This is a genomic window from Providencia sp. PROV129 (assembly GCF_028482245.1).
GTDB lineage: Bacteria > Pseudomonadota > Gammaproteobacteria > Enterobacterales > Enterobacteriaceae > Providencia > Providencia vermicola.
In genome coordinates this window covers 35,437-53,625 of the sequence record NZ_JAMPQD010000016.1, presented here as the reverse complement: position 1 = coordinate 53,625, position 18,189 = coordinate 35,437, and the positions used below count along the sequence as shown (strand labels likewise).

Genomic DNA, 18,189 nt, shown 5'->3' with positions numbered 1-18,189 from the left:
TTAATTATTTTTTAGGGTGGGATATTACTCTGTCGATTAAATTATTTTAGTAAAAATGTTATCAAATTCATAGAACCTGTAATTATGGCTTTATTCCTATTGTTATTTTCCGCAAAATTTATAGTCTTTAGCGTCACTAAAAAAATAAGAATGGTATTTCTTAAAGGAAAAATGATCTATGAAAATGAAAGCGCTTGTCGCCGTTGCTGTCTCTGCTGTGATTTTAACAGGCTGTAAAAATATGGACCAAGGGATGTTGACTAACTCTGGAATGCAATTATTCCAAGCAGCAACACTGAGTGATTCAGATGTTAAGCAATTAAGCGATCAATCTTGTAAAGAGATGGACGCACAGAACAAAATTGCTCCTTCATCAAGCAAATATTCCAAACGTTTAGACAAAATCGCTAAAGCTCTGGGTAACGAAGTTGATGGTACACCCGTTAACTATAAAGTTTACATGACTAACGATGTAAACGCATGGGCGATGGCGAATGGTTGTGTGCGTGTATACAGCGGCCTGATGGATGTCATGAACGACAACGAAGTTGAAGGCGTTCTGGGCCATGAAATGGGTCACGTAGCATTAGGCCATACTCGTAAAGCAATGCAAGTTGCTTATGCAGCAGTTGCAGCGCGTACAGCGGCAGCATCAGCTGGCGGCGTAGTTGAACAACTGAGCGCATCACAAGTTGCTGCATTGGGTGAAAAACTGATCAACTCCCAGTTCTCTCAACACCAAGAAAGCGAAGCGGATAACTTCTCTTATGACTTACTGAAAAAACGTGGTGTAAAAACTGACGGTTTAGTGACTGGTTTTGAGAAATTGGCAAAAATGGGTAGCCAAGAGACCAGCATGTTTGACTCTCACCCACCTTCAAGTGAGCGCGCACAAAACATCCGTGACCGTATCGCTGCTGATAAAAAATAATTATTAATTATTTTTTATCATAAGGTGTAACAGTGTAAATAAGCATTGTTGCACCTATTATGTATTTCTTGCAGATATTCTTATTTCAGAATTAGAAATCAGAACTTCCCCCGTTGTACTTCCTTAAATCACTCACTATCTTATCTATTAAATAATATTCAGGTTTTTTCATGGTGTTGCAGTTTTATGTTTGATAAAACGCTAACAAGGAAAAAAGATGGAAAAAGTGCAGAAAATTTCCCTTCTTGCAAAAGGAATGGGAATGCTGTTATCGGGAACTTGCCGTTTATTAACAGGGGTTCGTACTCGTTGGGTTGGCTGCCAGCCTGCCATAACCCCGCGTATTTATTATGCAAATCATTCAAGCCACTTAGATGGGTTAGTCATTTGGTCTGGTTTACCGCCGCTGATGCGCCATTTTGTTCATCCTGTCGCCGCGAAAGATTATTGGGATAAAACGCCATTTCGCCGTTATTTAGTGAATAACGTTTTTCGCGCTGTCCTTGTCGATAGAAAAGGGGACAAACCTGCGCAAGGTAATATCTTGGAGCCTCTTGAGTCCGTTTTGGCAGCAAAGCATTCATTGATATTTTTCCCCGAGGGAACCCGTGGTAGTGGCGAAGTGCTAGGTCAATTTAAAAGTGGCCTGTACCATTTAGCGAAAAAATATCCCGATGTTGAAGTCGTCCCCATCTACCTTGAAAACCTTAACCGCGTATTACCAAAAGGGTCTAAATTAGTTGTGCCTGTTATTTGCTCTGCGGTAGTCGGTAAGCCTATCTCTCCTTTAACCGAAGCTGAAAATAAAACTGAATTTTTGCAACGCGCCAAAGAAGCGCTAGAGGAGTTGATGCCATGAGCGTTTGGGACAGCGAATTAGCTTTACTGTTATCGGGTGTGTTTGGAATATTAGTATTTGCGAGTGTCGTTGGTGGGATCTTGGCTTATCGTTATTCTGGTGATAAAAGCAATCCAACAATTGATAACCTGAATGCTCGTATCCGGGCATGGTGGGTGATGTGTATTATCTGCGTATTGGCGGTAGTACTTGGCAACATTGCAGTCGTTATTTTATTTGCATTGATATCATTCTTTGCGTTGCGCGAGTTTATTACTTTAACGCCAACACGGCGAAGTGATCATGAAGCGTTATTTTGGTGTTTCTTTATTTTCATTCCATTGCAATACCTTCTGGTCGGTATTGAGTGGTATGGGATGTTTTCAATTTTTGTGCCTGTGTTTGTTTTCCTCTTTTTACCTACACGTATTGCACTCGCAGGGGATACCTTTCATTTTCTTGAGCGCACGGCAAAAATTCAATGGGGGATGTTGGTGACGGTTTTCTGTTTAAGCCACGTTCCCGCGTTGTTGATGCTCAATATTGAGGGTTATGAAGGGGAGGGTGTGAAATTATTGCTCTTCTTAATTATTGTGACGCAAATTTCCGATGTCTTGCAGTATGTATTCGGTAAACTGATGGGTAAACGTCCGATTGTACCTAAATTGAGCCCAAATAAGACGATAGAAGGCTTTGTTGGTGGGATCTTATCCTCTGTACTGATTGGAATTTGCTTATATTGGGTTACGCCATTCAGTTGGTGGGTTGCTGGTTTAATGTCATTGGCGATCACGATTATGGGGTTTGTGGGTGGTTTATGTATGTCAGCCATTAAGCGTGATAGTGGTATTAAAGATTTTGGGGCGATTATTGAAGGGCATGGGGGCATGCTGGATCGCATTGACTCATTGTGTTTTGCCGCGCCTATTTTTTTCCATTTAACGCGTTATTACTATACATAGGCCAATTTTATTTTCGTTTTTGTTCGTTAATTAAAAGAGCACCAAATGGTGCTTTTCTTTTGTTTTATAGGTACAGCATAGAAGGAATTTAAGTGTTATCATCAGTACTTAATTTTTATTTCAAACTAAGATTCAACTAGGGTAATTCGCTTGAGTTGGTACTCTAGGGCTTTTTTTGCATTGAAAGATTTACCTATTGGGGTGATCGGCTAGAATTATGTAAACTGGATCACAATAAAACATAAAAGCTTGATGGAAAGCAGATGCATAATTCACTCTTTGCCGTATTATGCTGTTAGGTGAATCAATTCAGCACTAGTAAGCCAGCGTAATTAGCGTTAAAAAGATTAGCAGCGTAACGGTTTTATCGATTTGCAATTTTATGTTCATTAATCAGAGGTCATCATGGTCAAGCAGATTAAAAGAATTGGGGTTTTAACGAGTGGTGGCGATGCACCAGGTATGAATGCCGCGATCCGTGGTGTGGTACGTGCTGCTTTAGGTGAAGGGCTAGAAGTGATGGGTATTTTTGATGGGTACCTTGGCCTGTATGAAAACCGCATGAAACAATTAGATAGATACAGCGTATCGGATATGATCAACCGCGGTGGCACCTTTTTAGGCTCAGCTCGTTTCCCACAATTCCGTGATGAAAAAGTACGTGCAATAGCCTTTGAAAATCTGAAGAAAAATCATATTGATGCGCTAGTCGTTATTGGTGGTGACGGTTCCTATTTGGGTGCGAAAGCACTGACCGAAGCAGGCTTCCCGTGCATTGGTCTACCAGGTACAATCGATAATGACGTTGCAGGAACCGATTACACCATTGGTTATTTTACTGCGCTTGAAACCGTTGTTGAAGCAATTGACCGCTTGCGTGATACCTCTACATCTCATAAACGTATCTCTATTGTTGAAGTGATGGGACGTTACTGTGGTGATTTAACATTATCTGCGGCGATCGCGGGCGGGTGCGAATTCCTTGTATTGCCTGAGCAAGAAATGGCGTTCGATCGCGAAGAATTGTTATCTGAAATCAAACGCGGTATTGAAAAAGGCAAACGCCATGCAATCGTTGCTATCACTGAACACGTTTGTGACGTGGGTGAGTTAGCCAAATATATTGAGCAAGAAACACACCACGAAACTCGCGCAACGGTTCTCGGCCATATTCAACGTGGTGGCTCGCCAGTGGCTTATGACCGTATTTTAGCATCACGCATGGGCGCATACTCCATTCAATTACTACTTGAAGGCTACGGCGGCCGCTGCGTGGGTATCCAAAATGAGAAATTGGTTCACCATGATATCATTGATGCGGTAATGAATATGAAACGCGTCTTTAAGAAGGATTGGTTTGATACAGCTAAGAAGCTCTACTAAAATCTTCGTCATATTTCAAGCTGTAGGGGTGTTGGCTACGCTCACTAACCCTAGTCACATACTTATGTATGCTCCTAGGGATTAGCTTTGCTTGCCGCCTACCTACAACTTGAACTATTTAGAAGATGGATATTTGTCATATTTCAAGCTGTAGGGGTGTTAGCTACGCTCATTAACCCTAGTCACAACTTAAATCTCTCCCTTACCTGTTCATATATTCCCCGTAAGCATAAGTTTTTCTTTTTAATTATTTCCAGTTATTGATGCTATCTGTCAGCCTCGCCTTATCGACAATTTGATGAGGGCTCAAAATGGCACGTTCATGGCAGGTAACAAAATCACAATTAACGACCGCATTGTTATTAATATTGACGACGGGGGCTTGGGCGAAAAATATTCAACTGTTGAATGTGTCTTATGATCCTACGCGTGAGTTCTATCAGCAATATAATCAGGAGTTTAGTGATTATTGGCAAAAGAAAACGGGGGATACTGTTACCGTGCGTCAGTCTCATGGTGGATCTGGTAAACAAGCTATCTCAGTTATTAATGGGTTAGAGGCGGATGTTGTTACGTTAGCCTTAGCCTATGACGTGGATGCGATTGCGCAAAGTGGGCGAATAGATAAAAACTGGATAGAAAAACTCCCCGATAACTCAGCTCCTTATACCTCAACGATTGTCTTTTTAGTCCGTAAAGATAATCCAAAAAACATTCGCGATTGGGATGATTTAGTCCGCAAAGATGTCTCTGTGGTGACGCCAAATCCGAAAACTTCAGGCGGTGCACGATGGAATTATTTAGCGGCTTGGGGTTATGCACTAAATAAAAATCAACAAGATCCTGAAAAAGCGAAGCAATTTGTGAAGCAGCTTTACCAAAACGTAGAAGTATTAGATTCAGGGGCTCGAGGGGCGACAAATAGCTTTGTTGAACGCGGCATTGGTGATGTATTAATTGCCTGGGAAAATGAAGCGTTACTTGCTATCAATGAATTAGGTGAAAATGGCCAGTTTGAAGTGGTTACACCCAGTATTTCCATCTTAGCAGAGCCAACGGTCGCAGTTGTTGATAAAACAGTTGATAAGCGTGATCGCAGAGAGGTCGCAGAGGCCTATCTTACACATCTTTATTCACCAGAAGGGCAAGAAATTGCTGCTAAGAATTATTATCGACCACGAGATAGTGAAGTTGCAAAAAAATACCAGCAGCAGTTTCCAGAATTGAAGTTGCTAACGGTAGATAAGGATTTCGGTGGCTGGCAGGCAGCGCAAAAAACGCATTTTGTGAATGGGGGAGTATTTGATGAGATAATTCAGCGTTAATACTCGTCATATTTCAATTTGCAGGGAGATTTCTTCATATTTTGAGCCGCAGCGTTGTTAGCTGCGTGCGCTCACCCTAGTCACATACTTATGTATGTTTCTAGGGATTCACTTACTTGCCGCCTAGCTGCAACTCAAACTATTTTGAAAATTGGTATTTTGATATTTTAAACCGTAGAGTCACATACTTATATGTACTAACTAGTGCGGTTACCAAAGGTATTTTACGCCAATGTTTCCGAGATAAAGCGTCTGCTTATTATTATTACCAGATGTTGTACCATCATCTTTTGGATGTTTCCATGTTGAGGGTTCATAGGCGACACCACCCCATAATGTTAAGGATGGAGTGGCTTGATATTCGATATTTGTTCCTAGACGAAAACCGTTATTAATTTTTTGAACGAGATAAAAATGTTCATCATAGGTGTCTTCCTGTAAAGCATAACGAACATAAGGCGTAATACGCCAATCAGACTTTAAAGTGAAAGGTAAATAAGCGCGGACTTGTGATTGCATAAACCGAGTACTGAAGTGTTTATCCCATGCTTTGTCAAAGTATAAGGTCAGTTTTGCTTTTAAGGCCTCAGAGTGTTGGTAAGTGGCTCCAAATTCTGTTTCTGCTTCATGGCTATTAGAACTAAAATAATTACTGTAATAATAATAAGAAAGCCAGAAATTAAAAGACCATTTATCATTAAAATGATAGTTACCCGCTGGTGTTAGTGCGTATAAGCTATTGGAGGGGCGTACTTTGGTTCCTGGTGGGGAGTCATTAGATTCTTTTCGATATCGTGCGCCAATTTCAATGTCTGATTGTGGTGTTTTAACAAATTGTTTTGTAATGTCAAGTTGAGTGCGGCTACGAAGATAAGAATCACGGGAAGTACTGAAATTACGCCCATGGTTTCTCAGTGATTCGCGGTGTTCTATGTCAAATCGCCACTGAGATGCTGGGTTTGTCAGGGATAATTGGCCTACGGTACTGATTTTATCGTACACTTTATTTTTAAATGCATCGACTTGCCCTTGATATTCTTCTATTTCCATATAGACATTGGTTTTAATTCGCCAAAAATCATTATTTGTTTCTGAAAAGCAAATGGCTGGAAATATAATTATAATATTAAATACTAAACTAATTATATATTTCATTTTCATCCTTTAAAGTAAACTTTATTAATTGTTATTTACTAATTTGTTAAGCAGGATAAATTTGAATTAAACTTTCAGTAGTGTCTATTGTTATTATTTGATAGTGGATAAACTAAAGATGTGAATATTATATTTATCACTTTGAATTTAATTGGTTTTATTGTTTTTTATTTTTTGTGTGAGGTAATGATTTTTCTCAATCGTTTGATTTTAAATATAATATTAATTTAAATTATTCGTAACTTTAATAATTAAAAATTTGCTACTCGTTAAATAAAAAAACCGCCAATAATGGCGGCTAATCATTAAATAACAAAATAAATTTATTTTGTTTTTTTCGCTTCAGCGGCTGCTTTGACAATGACAGCAAATGCATCTGCTTTCAGGGATGCGCCACCCACTAATGCGCCATCGATATCTGGCTGAGTAAATAATTCAGCAGCATTGCTTGCATTGACTGAGCCGCCGTATTGGATGATGACTTGCTCAGCAATCGCCGCATCTTTTTTCGCAATATGGGTACGAATGAATTTATGAATAGCTTGTGCTTGTGCTGGCGTTGCGGATTTGCCTGTACCGATAGCCCAAATTGGTTCATATGCGATGACGGCACCTTGGAATGCTTGCGCACCTAAGGTGTTCAGCACTGCGTCAATTTGACGAGCACAAACTTCTTCAGTTTTACCTGCTTCGTTTTCCGCTTCGGTTTCACCAATACACAGAACAGGGATTAAGCCTTGCTCTTTCAGCACTGCGAATTTTTGAGCAACAAACTCATCACTCTCTTTGTGGTAAGTACGGCGCTCAGAGTGGCCAATAATAATGTATTTTGCACCTACATCTTTAAGCATTTCAGCCGATGTTTCACCCGTGAATGCGCCAGACAAGTTAACGTCAACGTTTTGTGCACCTAATGCAATGCGGCTGCCCGCTAGAGCATGTTTTGCTTGAGTCAGGTAGATTGCGGGTGGTGCGATAGCTACATCACAGCCATCGACGCTGCTCAGTTCGTTACGCAGACCTGCGATCAGGTCATTGACCATATGGGTGCTGCCGTTTAATTTCCAGTTACCCATTACCAATGGATGTCGCATGTTATTTCCTCCAACCAGAGAGTTTGAATGATTAATCAATAAGTTATTCATTGCGCATTAATGTTGCCAACGCAACGGGACAGTTTTGTCGCCATTCACCTTAAGTATTATAAGAACATTAGGGCATAATAGCTTTGCTTTTCATCATGCTTGTTCTTAGAGCGTGATCACAGTCTGTTTAGGGTGTTTGTTGCTCTAGCTTAATCGGTTCAACAGCAAAAGTAAGCACATTATTGTCACTTTTTACTAAAATATATCGCAGGTCGCCTAACCGAGCTTCTTCTGCACGGGTTGGGTTTTGATCTGCCATAAATTTATTTAAGGCAGTGGTCAGCTCAGGGGCTTTATCTAAAGAAACATCTGGGGCAAATTGATGGATGATTGCAAGCGTATAGCGTTCCATTAATTGGCGGTTTTCTTGGGCTTCTTGTACGTTATCTGTTGGGAGTAAGGTAATTTGTAAGCTTTTAATTTTTTCACTACCGCGTTCTAACACCGCAGAAGAATAAATTTGTTGATTGATACGGGAAGCGGCACGAATATAAGGAGCTGCAATGTCTTGGCTCGCAATGACTTTATATTCATGAAGATATAAATCTTTATAGGCTTGATTAAACTGAGTGCGTAACTCAGGGATGGTGAGGTTAAAAGAAGCCGCATCAGGGGCTAAGTAAGCGACTTCAAAATCAGTATCAGGTAAGGTTGGCACTTTTTGGGCGAATGCCAATGGTGGCGCACTGAGTGTAAAAATGGTTATGATGGCGGATATCGAACGAATTAAGGTTTGAGTCATTTTTTTGCCACTCATTCTTTGGGTTTTCACATTGTATCAGGATTATAAGTAATGACATTACAACAATGGGCTTTTTCCTTCAAAGGTCGAATAGGGCGGCGACCATTTTGGGTCGGTATCGCTGCCAGCTTTATTTTGGTGGCTGTGATTGTCCTGTTACAGAATACGTTTTTATTACCTGAAATGGTTACTCTTTTTCTTTTTGTCCTCTTGCTTTATCCTTTAGCCGCGATTTTTTCAAAGCGCCTACACGACAGAGGAAAATCAGGTGGGTGGTTCGCATTAATTGTATTGGCTTTTGCGCTTTATTCAATGGATGTCAGCCAGTTCGAACCTATTTGGCAGTGGGGAATTGGGCGATTCTTACCCCTATTTATTGCGATGATTATGCTATTGGATTGTGGTGTGTTTGTCGGAATGGATAGTGCGAATAAATACGGTGAAAAAACTGAGACTGTGAATTATTTATAACGCATTGACTACCCTGAAATATTCAGGGTAGTGTTTATCTCTCTTTACCAGTATTGCTCGCTGGAAATATGACCAGGCTTACGGCGTAAATGCTTAATCATTCCATGGCTAATTTTTAGCGTATCTCGTGTGTCACGTACCATTTCAGGGTTACCACATAACATCACATGGCAAGTTTCAGGCGAAAGGGATAAACCAACCGCATTTTCGAGAGCATGACTTTCAATTAAGGCAGGGACTCGACCATGCAAAGATGTTTGGGTTTGCTCTCGACTGACAACAGTGACAATTTTTAATTTTCCTTGGTACTGTTGCTCAAGTTCCTGCATTAATGGCAGATAGCTCAAGTCTTTTTCATATCGAACAGCGTGCAATAAAACGATTTTTTCAAATCGTTCGAGATCTTTTCCTTCTTGTAAGATTGATAAGAATGGGCCAATAGCTGTCCCAGTTGAAAGCATCCATAAATTTTTACACGCTGGAATTTCATCTAAGACAAAAAAACCTGCCGCTTCATCTGTTATTTGTAATGTATCGTTAGGCTTTAGCTGTGCTAATTTGGGACTCAGTTTGCCCCTGGGAACAATCACAAAATAAAACTCAAGTCGGTTATCGCTGGGGGCATTCACATAAGAATAGGCACGTTGAATTCGTTCTCCCTCGATTTCAAGGCCAAGTTTAGCGTATTGTCCTGCAGTAAAAGGTTTAATGGGGGCGTCGATGACAAGGCTAAACAATGTATCAGTCCAAAACTTGGCTTCAATCACTTTCCCAGTTACCCAATTTGCCATAAATCCACCTCTTATTATTTCAAAATCAATCCCGCTAAGTGAGTGATGTTTTACCTTAAGTTAGTCGGGGTATTGCTCATTAGGATTTAATACTAAAACAGTTCACTATTTATGCTTATCGATAATGTGTTCCAGTGTTTTATTCTTAATAATAGTTATTTATTAATTTTAATGTACAGTTATGTTGACAGATGTGGCGAATATAGCTGCCGTTGGTGTATAAACTAAAATGTCGAGCTACTTAGAAAAAATCGTAAATTTTGTTATCTTAATCACATTAGAGCAAAACGTGCTATCTGTTGTTTATCTGGGATAGTTCTAATGCGTAAAAACAACATTTAAATATTCGTCATTAAATTCCAATATTCGGTTTGTATTATTAACTTTTAATAATACTGGGTTGCTGTGTGTCTGGAATTTTTGCTGTGTCCGAGAGAAAAATGAGAAAGCTGGAACATTTCAATCTGTTATTAATGCTTATTGCATTGGCGGCTGTTGGCCAAATGACGCAAACTATTTATGTCCCTGTGATTGCTGAAATTGCAGTGTACTTTAATGAACCTTCTGGTGCCGTTCAGAAGGTGATGGCGGCATATTTATTTTCATATGGTTTTTCGCAACTATTATATGGGCCATTATCCGACCAAATTGGTCGTCGTCCTGTTATTTTAGCGGGGCTGACTATTTTCTTATTTTCGACCATTGTGGCGATTTTTGCGCCGACTTTAAATACGCTCACTATCGCAAGCGGCATGCAAGGCCTTGGTACAGGGGTTGCGGGTGTTATGGCGAGAACCATGCCCCGAGATTTATATAAAGGCACGGCATTGCGCTATGCAAATAGTTTATTAAATATGGGTGTTTTGGTAAGTCCATTATTAGCGCCGATGTTTGGTGGAATATTGGCTCACTTTTTTGGTTGGCATGCCTGTTATATTTTCCTATTTATCCTAGGTGCGGGCGTATTATTTAGCATGTATCGGTGGCTACCTGAAACACGGCCTGTATCCCCAGAAAAACGTAAAATGGTGGCATCATATTGTGAGTTACTCTCTAATGGGGCATTTTTGTCTTATTTATCGATGTTAATTGGTGCGCTGGCGGGAATTGCTGTTTTTGAAGCGAGTAGCGGTGTTTTAATGGGCGGTGTATTGGGCCTCAGTAGCATTACTGTCAGTATTTTATTTATATTACCTATCCCCGCTGCCTTTTTTGGTGCGTGGTATGCAGGGCGTGAAGGAAAAACGTTCTACAACTTGATGTGGCAATCGGTATTAATTTGTTTGCTTGCAGGTTTAATGATGTGGATGCCGAGTTGGTTTGGCATCATGAATACGTGGACGTTGTTAGTCCCTGCCGCCGTATTTTTCTTTGGAGCAGGTATGTTATTTCCGCTTGCGACCACAGGAGCGATGGAGCCATTCCCTTATTTGGCGGGCGCTGCGGGCGCACTTGTGGGGGGCTTACAAAATGTCGGTTCTGGGGTTGCAACATGGGTTTCTTCATTAATGCCACAACATGGGCAATTTAGTCTTGGCTTGCTGATGTTCTTGATGTCGGTTCTTGTACTCTTGTGTTGGCTGCCGCTGGCTCGTCGTATGGGGCATACTGAGCGTATGGTCTGATTGGTAATTTTCAGGCGATGATAATGCATCGCCTGAAAGCGCTATTCATGTTAAGCGACTAGTGGCACTGAATGTTTCGGTGAACTCCATACAGTGGGGGAATAGTGTAATTCTGCTTGTTCTTCTCTCATTCCCGCTATATGTGAAATGAGTTCATTAAACACTATTGGACGATCATAATTTAAAAACTCACGATTTTCTGCAAGAGTGCCTTCAGTATTTTGTTGGAACCATATAACGCTGGCATCTATACCATCTTGTAAATGGGAGTCGATATATATTTTAATCCCCGCAATCTTTAAATCTGGCGTACTGTCTATTGCCCCTCTAATGGTCAAATTCCCATCCTGTACTGAAATATACCAAGCTTCTAGTGGTGTGTGCTCTTGGATATCACCTTGTTCATCATAAATACTTAATGTAACCCAATAAGTATCGTGCTCTGATAGCCCTAGTTCGCGAACATCAATTTCTTGATAAATATGTACATCAGAAAGTAATCGAACATTTGAGGTAACATTCATCTCTTTGGGTGAGGTTTGTTGCGTATTTACTGGTATCTCTAAGTGATTGATAGGCTTATATGAGTTTTCATCAGTGTCAACTTGACGGTTTAACGGCGTTTCGATGGAAAAATATTGTTGGCGAAGTCGCCCTTTATCTACCCATTTAGCGCATAATGCGAAACTTTTTTCACTGAAGGACCAAAACAACTTACTTCCCTGCCAATAATTATCCAGCTGTGTGTTTTCTGACAATGTATGTTGATTAGAGTTAATCAACATACGGTTTGCTAGAGATCTTGGATTTTTGTATTGGTAGACAGCTGATCCTGTATTATCAACATCTTTAATGATGTCGATACTGACTAGCTCCCCTTTGTTAGGAATATTGATATTGAGTTCACTATATTGTAATGAGATTTCTATCGTGTCTGTTAATAACCCTGTTGGGGTAGCGTACGTGGCAATAAGATGATAACCCATGTCATATGGACTTTGTTGAGTAAGGGGACCTAATGTCTCCGTTATTCTTAGCTGGTTATAAGGATGTTGTGAACCGTCGTCTTGGGTAAGAAATGTGCCATGAAGTTGGTAAACAGGTAAATAATTTGGTGGTGTATCACTTTGAGTGAACCTTGCTAAAAACGCCTGAGCTTTATGGGTAAAATAGGCTGAGTGAAATAAGAATGCATCGTAGTGCTCGGTATAATGTGGATAATTAGCTGGGTACATAGCAGGCATAATTTCACTATGCTGGTCTTCATCAAGGTAAGTCGTGTATTGCTGACGGTACTGGTCGAATGCAATTGCTTCGCCATTGCTTTTCGCAGAATAAGGATAAGTTTTACTAGAAGTATGCGGCAATGAAAGGCCATGGCCGAATATTTCATGCCACATTACGGCTGTAGATGTGATCCCTCCCCCCACTTTTGGCGATCCTAATCCAATCACTCCTAATGTACCGCCTTCTATATTAAATGGCTTAATAGCAGAATAAAAAAACTCAGAAGATAATGAGCTATTTGGCCAATCTTTTTTAGCATGCAAGTATGCCCAACTAATTTGTGATGTGTAAGGCTCTTGGATTGTGTACGGTGCATCGTATAAGAGGTGTACTAGCGATGAGTAATCAATATCATTTTTCTTATTTTCACTATTATAAGGAAACACACTGGGCTGATGAGTAAGGGAAGGATAACTAAATAATGAAAACTGGTGAGTTGGTAGTTTGGAAGCGGCTTCTAGTCCCCAGCTTAGCGGTGAATGGTCGTAGGTACCATGGCCCTCGCGATACATCGACGTATGGGTAATATGCGCTCTAATTGGAGCCACTGTTTTTACACTCGGTACAAAGATGCCGTTCTCATCAGTATATGGCTGTGTAAGCGGAATATCGCCAGCCATGATCTGTATTTGCATTTCAGGCTGTACCCATTGTCCTTTAATTGGGGCAGTATAGCTATTTCGATGAAAATCACGAGCTTCAATACTTGGTTTATTCTCTGTGGTAGGTATTTCACTAGGAAGCTTTTTAGGGCCTGTTAAGGTTATTTCCTCGAGTAAATTACCTTCTTTATCCTTAATGATGGCAATAATATCAGGGGCATTTGCTGCGGAATGACTGGTTATATCGACTTTTAATAAAGCCCAACGGTTTGCGGTGAGACTAAAGTAATTATCATCAGGGGAGAGTAAATGCGTTTGCGCCAATTGTATTTTGTGTAATTGCATATCATGTGGAACGGAATGATAAGTTCGGTTTGGCTGGTTATAAATAGGGTCAGGAAGGGTAAATATCTTTTGACCAGGAATGGCGACTTGAGGGGCACTTTCAGATTGTAATTGGATTGACATCGGTCGTGAAACCGAACCATCTTTCATCATCGCGACAATATCAAATTGATCATGCCCTTGAAATGTTGATTGCCGATCAGGTTGATATAGCCATTGCCCTGTTTGTCGATTGACATCAACTTGGCCAAACAGCGGCTGCTCTAGTAATTCATAATAGGCAATATCCTCGTGGTTAGGGAGAGAGCCATGAATAGCACCAACCACAAGTTTATTATTAGCCTCATTGTAGTTTTCTGTAATAAGAATGGGGTGGAGATTTTGGTTTTTCAATTGAAATTGGGAAATGGATAGGTCTTCACTATGGATCAATAACTTCCCAGTAGAATAGCGGATTGAGATAGGTGCTAGGTCATGAACTGCTAGTTGCTGATTAGCTTTTGCTTCTATTTCTGAGGCTAATGTATGCCATGATGTTTGAGGGGAAATCTCGATATTATCAAGTCGCAGGGGAACGTTTTGCGAAGATAACGTAAAGACCATGGTAAAGTAATGGCTATTATTCCGTGTTTCTTCTGTTAATGCGAAAGAGTTTATTGATACTGATGGTAAGGAGATAACCTGTTCATATCCGTCTGGATTAAATTTTGCTGACGTCGTAAATATGGTTTCAGTAGGTGTAGATGGCGGAAAAGGTGCGGGGATGTCAAAGAGAGAGCCTTGCGTGTGATGTATCGCACTATCAGGAATAGTTTCAATTTCACCAACACTCGGAAATCCCCAACCTAAACGTATTTGAGGGGATTTACCTTGCGTTGTTGTCGTGATCCGAAAAGGAAGCTGTTGACCCGCTTTGGCGTTTTCTAGAATGATCTCTCCAAATGACTCGTCTTTGTTAATGAAAATAGAATGTTGCCCAAGCTCTAACAAAAGGTCATCTGAATAGTTCGCCGCATCTAGATAAATGATCGTCATTTCATCGTTAGGAACAGTAAGAATACCTTCATAAATCCAATCTGTGGGGGTAGAAAGGTCGGCTGGTCGGTGATTGAGTGTCGCTAAACCAGGCAGAAGGGAAGTTGAATGCTCAATATTCTTGTCGTGTGGGTAGCCTTTTACCAAGAGGCCAGGTTTTTTTTCTGAAATGATTGCCGGTTTAATCATTTCTAATTCACTAAGGAGCTGCTGAATATGTGATGACATCTCTTTGGTATCATCTTCAATAATGAGTAGCCCGCCGCCGTTTAACTCAAGCCAATGGCGTATTATCATGACTTGAAGATTATTTGCATCGCTTGAGAGTAGTATAGTGCCATAGTGGCGATGCCATTGTCCGCTCGGTTGCAACATATCAACAATTTGAGATGAAGATCGAATTTCATTATCTCGCCATGTTTGTTTAATACGCGTTTCATCAATCCATAAATTGTGATTTTTGTTGAAATTAAACCCGGATAATTCGGACTCAGGTAAGGTGCTTAATAGATAGCTAGCATGCTTGTCTCCAGGTAAGCGAGGCTTATTTAGTAGCCAATTCATCAGGTCAAAAGCAGCTTGCCCGTTATCCGTTTCTTGAGGGTTATCTTGTAGCCCTTTTAAATAGAGACTTTGAGCTTTAACCTTTGCCACTCGGCCTCGATTTTTATAATAACCCAGTTGTATTTCGTTATATTGTATTGAGTTAGAAATAATATCTGTCGAATATTGATTGGTTACAATAAATGTTTTTTTCTCTCGGTTATCCATAACCAAATTCCTAAAGTAAAATGAGGACGTGTTACTGTGATTATGAATTTTAAGTAAATAACTTTCTGTCTTCTAATTTATTATTAGTCTATTAATTTCCGTTGTATTGATTTTGTAATTATTTATAGAAAATATTCTAGGTCGTTTTTTATAAACCTAAAATAAAAAAAGCAGTGCTTTAGCACTGCTTCAGATAAGACAAAATTAGCAAGATATGTGGTTATTTCTACCAGCAATGCTAGCCGCGATCCTCCCACTCTTGTGCCCGTGCGACGGCTTTTTTCCAGCCTTCGTATTTGAAATTACGCTCGGTGGTTTCAATACCTGGTTTAAAGACGCGCTCAATAGTCGCTTTGCTTTGCAGCTCATCCAGGTTATTCCAAAAACCAACCGCTAGACCAGCAAGGTAAGCCGCACCCAGTGCAGTGCTTTCACGTACTTCAGGGCGTTCAACAGGCGTGCCTAGGATGTCAGATTGAAACTGCATTAAGAAGTTGTTTGCCACTGCACCGCCATCAACACGCAGTGCTTTTAGGCGTTCGCCAGAATCGGCTTGCATCGCATCGAGCACATCACGGGTTTGGTAAGCGATAGATTCTAACGTTGCACGAATGATGTGGTTACGGTTCGCACCGCGCGTTAATCCAAAAATCGCGCCACGTGCGTATGGGTCCCAGTATGGAGCCCCTAAACCAGTGAAAGCAGGCACCACATACACGCCATTACTGTCTTTCACTTTGGTAGCGAAATATTCAGAGTCTGTGGATTCATCAATCAGTTTTAGTTCATCACGCAGCCATTGAATGGATGCACCACCAACGAACACTGCGCCTTCGAGGGCGTAATTCACTTCCCCTTTTGGCCCGCAAGCAATGGTGGTTAACAGCCCATGGTTAGAACGAACCGCGGTTTCCCCTGTATTTAACAGCAAGAAACAACCTGTTCCATAGGTGTTTTTGGCCATGCCTGGTTTTACGCACAACTGACCATACAGTGCCGCTTGTTGGTCACCTGCCATGCCCGAAATGGGAATACGGGTACCACCTTTACCCCCAATGTTGGTTTGACCATATACTTCAGAAGAAGGGCGAACTTCAGGTAACATGGCACGTGGGATATTCAATGCTTTGAGAATTTTGTCATCCCACTCTAAATTGCGAATATTAAACAACATGGTACGAGATGCATTGGTGTAATCAGTCACATGTACGCGGCCTTGGGTCATTTTCCAGACCAGCCAGGTATCGACGGTACCAAATAGCAATTCCCCTTTTTCAGCACGTTCGCGAGCACCCTCGACGTTATCTAAAATCCACTTAACTTTTGTTCCTGAAAAATAAGGGTCAACCACAAGGCCTGTATTTTGGCGAATATACTCTTCTAAATCTTTTTCATTTTGCTTGAGATGAGTACAGAAATCAGCGGTACGGCGGCATTGCCACACAATCGCATTATAAATAGGTTTACCTGTCTCTTTTTCCCAGACAATGGTTGTTTCACGTTGGTTGGTGATACCAATCCCTGCGACTTCATCGGTACGAATATCTGCTTTAGCTAATACTTCGACCAATGTGGAACTTTGTGATGCCCAAATTTCCATTGGGTCGTGCTCTACCCAGCCAGGCTTAGGGTAAACCTGAGTGAATTCACGTTGTGAAATGCTCACAATATTCGCATCGTGGTCGAGTACGACAGCTCGAGAACTGGTTGTGCCTTGATCAAGTGCAACGATATATTTTTTTTCAATGGTGGTTTCAGTTGTCATAATTTAAGCCTGTTCCGAGGATTTTGGGTTTTTGACGGATAATTTTTCTGCTTTGGTCTCTTCTTCACATACCATGCAAGGCAAGTGGCGACCGATTAATTTGCGATAACCGAAGGCTCCTAGCAGACCACCGACAATAGGCGCTGTCAATGGGACAAGGAAATAGGGAATGTCTCGACCACCCGTGAAGGCAATGTCACCCCATCCAGCGAGATAAGCGACAACTTTAGGGCCGAAATCACGTGCTGGGTTGAGGGCAAAGCCTGTCAGTGGACCAAATGAACCGCCGATAACCGCAATTAAGATACCAATTAATAGGGGGGCGAGAGGGCCGCGTGGCACACCGTTACCATCATCAGTTAAGCCTAAGATTAAGCAAACGAGGATGGCAGCGATGACGACTTCAATAAAGAATGCATGAAAGACGCTAATTTGCGGAGCGGGATATGTTGAGAACACCCCAGCGGTAAATAAGCTTTCTTGTGTGCCGCGGATAATATGGTGAACTTGTTCGTAATCGAAAAAAACAGGGGAATACATGGCGTAAACGAGTGCAGCGGCACAAAAGCCACCTAACATTTGCGCAATGATGTACGGCACAACTTTGCGCTTATCAAAGCATGCAAACAGCCAGAGAGCGAGGGTAACTGCAGGGTTAAGGTGGGCACCTGAAATACCTGCTGTGAGATAAACGGCTAAAGCGACGCCGAATCCCCAGATAACACTAATTTCCCAGAGGCCAAGTTGTGCCCCTGCGATTCTGACGGCGGCAACACAACCTAAACCAAAGAATACAAGTAGCGCAGTCCCTAAAAACTCCGAGATGCACTGACCAGTGAGTGATGTTGAGGTCATTTGGCTCATATGTTTCTATCCTACGAAAATGAAAATTATTGTAATGTTTTTTTAAGTTAAGATTTTCTAATGGAAAACCCTTATCTGTAAATTTATCGTTAAAGAACATAAACGAGAAATATCGAAATTGAAAATTGTGTGTTACATCACTAAAGCGAACA

The 18,189-nt window shown here is 41.0% G+C and carries 14 protein-coding genes; 7 read left to right on the top strand and 7 right to left on the bottom strand.

Annotation, left to right across the window (positions count from 1 at the left end):
• The first annotated feature begins 178 nt into the window (after positions 1–178).
• From PSF27_RS12170 to PSF27_RS12150, 5 genes are all read left to right on the top strand, one after another.
• Entirely contained in the window at positions 179–931 is a 753-nt protein-coding gene (locus PSF27_RS12170) for a M48 family metalloprotease (RefSeq protein ID WP_047756827.1), read from the top strand.
• Positions 932–1,148: 217 nt separating this feature from the next.
• A complete protein-coding gene (locus tag PSF27_RS12165) occupies positions 1,149–1,790 on the top strand; it encodes a lysophospholipid acyltransferase family protein (protein WP_206085940.1) in 642 nt (213 codons plus the stop codon).
• The gene (locus tag PSF27_RS12160) at positions 1,787–2,731 is read left to right on the top strand and encodes a phosphatidate cytidylyltransferase (RefSeq protein ID WP_206085942.1); all 945 of its coding nucleotides are present in this window, start codon (positions 1,787–1,789) and stop codon (positions 2,729–2,731) included. Before PSF27_RS12165 ends, PSF27_RS12160 begins: the two co-directional genes overlap by 4 nt.
• Positions 2,732–3,136: 405 nt before the next feature.
• Positions 3,137–4,114 (top strand): 6-phosphofructokinase, encoded by a 978-nt coding sequence (pfkA, locus tag PSF27_RS12155; RefSeq protein WP_047756829.1) that lies wholly within the window; start codon positions 3,137–3,139, stop codon positions 4,112–4,114.
• 311 nt (positions 4,115–4,425) lie between these two features.
• Entirely contained in the window at positions 4,426–5,439 is a 1,014-nt protein-coding gene (locus PSF27_RS12150; RefSeq protein ID WP_272681544.1) for a sulfate ABC transporter substrate-binding protein, read from the top strand.
• Between the two features lie 210 nt (positions 5,440–5,649).
• Here the strand turns inward: PSF27_RS12150 and PSF27_RS12145 are convergent, their stop codons facing one another.
• The 3 genes from PSF27_RS12145 to PSF27_RS12135 all read right to left on the bottom strand — a co-directional run bounded on the left by PSF27_RS12145 (position 5,650) and on the right by PSF27_RS12135 (position 8,481).
• Positions 5,650–6,594 carry an autotransporter outer membrane beta-barrel domain-containing protein gene (locus PSF27_RS12145; RefSeq protein WP_272681543.1) on the bottom strand — a complete coding sequence of 315 codons (945 nt, stop codon included), beginning with the start codon at positions 6,592–6,594 and terminating at the stop codon, positions 5,650–5,652.
• 323 nt (positions 6,595–6,917) lie between these two features.
• Complete coding sequence (tpiA, locus tag PSF27_RS12140; protein WP_206085953.1) at positions 6,918–7,688, bottom strand: triose-phosphate isomerase; 771 nt, start codon at positions 7,686–7,688, stop codon at positions 6,918–6,920.
• A 178-nt stretch (positions 7,689–7,866) separates the two neighbouring features.
• Positions 7,867–8,481 (bottom strand): DUF1454 family protein, encoded by a 615-nt coding sequence (locus PSF27_RS12135; protein ID WP_206085955.1) that lies wholly within the window; start codon positions 8,479–8,481, stop codon positions 7,867–7,869.
• Between the two features lie 51 nt (positions 8,482–8,532).
• Between PSF27_RS12135 and PSF27_RS12130 the strand changes: the two genes are divergently transcribed.
• On the top strand, positions 8,533–8,952 hold the full coding sequence (locus PSF27_RS12130) for a DUF805 domain-containing protein (RefSeq protein ID WP_272539881.1): 420 nt from the start codon (positions 8,533–8,535) through the stop codon (positions 8,950–8,952).
• A 44-nt stretch (positions 8,953–8,996) separates the two neighbouring features.
• On the opposite strand, the gene fpr is transcribed toward PSF27_RS12130, so the two are convergent.
• Complete coding sequence (gene fpr, locus PSF27_RS12125; RefSeq protein ID WP_272681542.1) at positions 8,997–9,743, bottom strand: ferredoxin--NADP(+) reductase; 747 nt, start codon at positions 9,741–9,743, stop codon at positions 8,997–8,999.
• A gap of 440 nt (positions 9,744–10,183) precedes the next feature.
• Between fpr and emrD the strand changes: the two genes are divergently transcribed.
• The gene (gene emrD, locus PSF27_RS12120; protein WP_272681603.1) at positions 10,184–11,368 is read left to right on the top strand and encodes a multidrug efflux MFS transporter EmrD; all 1,185 of its coding nucleotides are present in this window, start codon (positions 10,184–10,186) and stop codon (positions 11,366–11,368) included.
• A 50-nt stretch (positions 11,369–11,418) separates the two neighbouring features.
• Here emrD and PSF27_RS12115 read toward each other — a convergent pair whose 3' ends face one another.
• The 3 genes from PSF27_RS12115 to PSF27_RS12105 all read right to left on the bottom strand — a co-directional run bounded on the left by PSF27_RS12115 (position 11,419) and on the right by PSF27_RS12105 (position 18,037).
• Entirely contained in the window at positions 11,419–15,408 is a 3,990-nt protein-coding gene (locus tag PSF27_RS12115) for a hypothetical protein (RefSeq protein ID WP_272681541.1), read from the bottom strand.
• Positions 15,409–15,646: 238 nt separating this feature from the next.
• On the bottom strand, positions 15,647–17,173 hold the full coding sequence (glpK, locus tag PSF27_RS12110; protein ID WP_272681540.1) for a glycerol kinase GlpK: 1,527 nt from the start codon (positions 17,171–17,173) through the stop codon (positions 15,647–15,649).
• A gap of 3 nt (positions 17,174–17,176) precedes the next feature.
• Complete coding sequence (locus PSF27_RS12105) at positions 17,177–18,037, bottom strand: MIP/aquaporin family protein (RefSeq protein ID WP_206085966.1); 861 nt, start codon at positions 18,035–18,037, stop codon at positions 17,177–17,179.
• Between the last annotated feature and the right edge of the window lie 152 nt (positions 18,038–18,189).

What these genes read in the sequence shown, in the direction of transcription:
- PSF27_RS12170 (WP_047756827.1), top strand. Translation starts at nt 179, where the DNA reads ATGAAAATGAAAGCGCTTGTCGCCGTTGCTGTCTCTGCTGTGATTTTA.
- PSF27_RS12165 (WP_206085940.1), top strand. Translation starts at nt 1,149, where the DNA reads ATGGAAAAAGTGCAGAAAATTTCCCTTCTTGCAAAAGGAATGGGAATG.
- PSF27_RS12160 (WP_206085942.1), top strand. Translation starts at nt 1,787, where the DNA reads ATGAGCGTTTGGGACAGCGAATTAGCTTTACTGTTATCGGGTGTGTTT.
- pfkA (WP_047756829.1), top strand. Translation starts at nt 3,137, where the DNA reads ATGGTCAAGCAGATTAAAAGAATTGGGGTTTTAACGAGTGGTGGCGAT.
- PSF27_RS12150 (WP_272681544.1), top strand. Translation starts at nt 4,426, where the DNA reads ATGGCACGTTCATGGCAGGTAACAAAATCACAATTAACGACCGCATTG.
- PSF27_RS12145 (WP_272681543.1), bottom strand. Translation starts at nt 6,594, where the DNA reads ATGAAATATATAATTAGTTTAGTATTTAATATTATAATTATATTTCCA.
- tpiA (WP_206085953.1), bottom strand. Translation starts at nt 7,688, where the DNA reads ATGCGACATCCATTGGTAATGGGTAACTGGAAATTAAACGGCAGCACC.
- PSF27_RS12135 (WP_206085955.1), bottom strand. Translation starts at nt 8,481, where the DNA reads ATGACTCAAACCTTAATTCGTTCGATATCCGCCATCATAACCATTTTT.
- PSF27_RS12130 (WP_272539881.1), top strand. Translation starts at nt 8,533, where the DNA reads ATGACATTACAACAATGGGCTTTTTCCTTCAAAGGTCGAATAGGGCGG.
- fpr (WP_272681542.1), bottom strand. Translation starts at nt 9,743, where the DNA reads ATGGCAAATTGGGTAACTGGGAAAGTGATTGAAGCCAAGTTTTGGACT.
- emrD (WP_272681603.1), top strand. Translation starts at nt 10,184, where the DNA reads ATGAGAAAGCTGGAACATTTCAATCTGTTATTAATGCTTATTGCATTG.
- PSF27_RS12115 (WP_272681541.1), bottom strand. Translation starts at nt 15,408, where the DNA reads ATGGATAACCGAGAGAAAAAAACATTTATTGTAACCAATCAATATTCG.
- glpK (WP_272681540.1), bottom strand. Translation starts at nt 17,173, where the DNA reads ATGACAACTGAAACCACCATTGAAAAAAAATATATCGTTGCACTTGAT.
- PSF27_RS12105 (WP_206085966.1), bottom strand. Translation starts at nt 18,037, where the DNA reads ATGAGCCAAATGACCTCAACATCACTCACTGGTCAGTGCATCTCGGAG.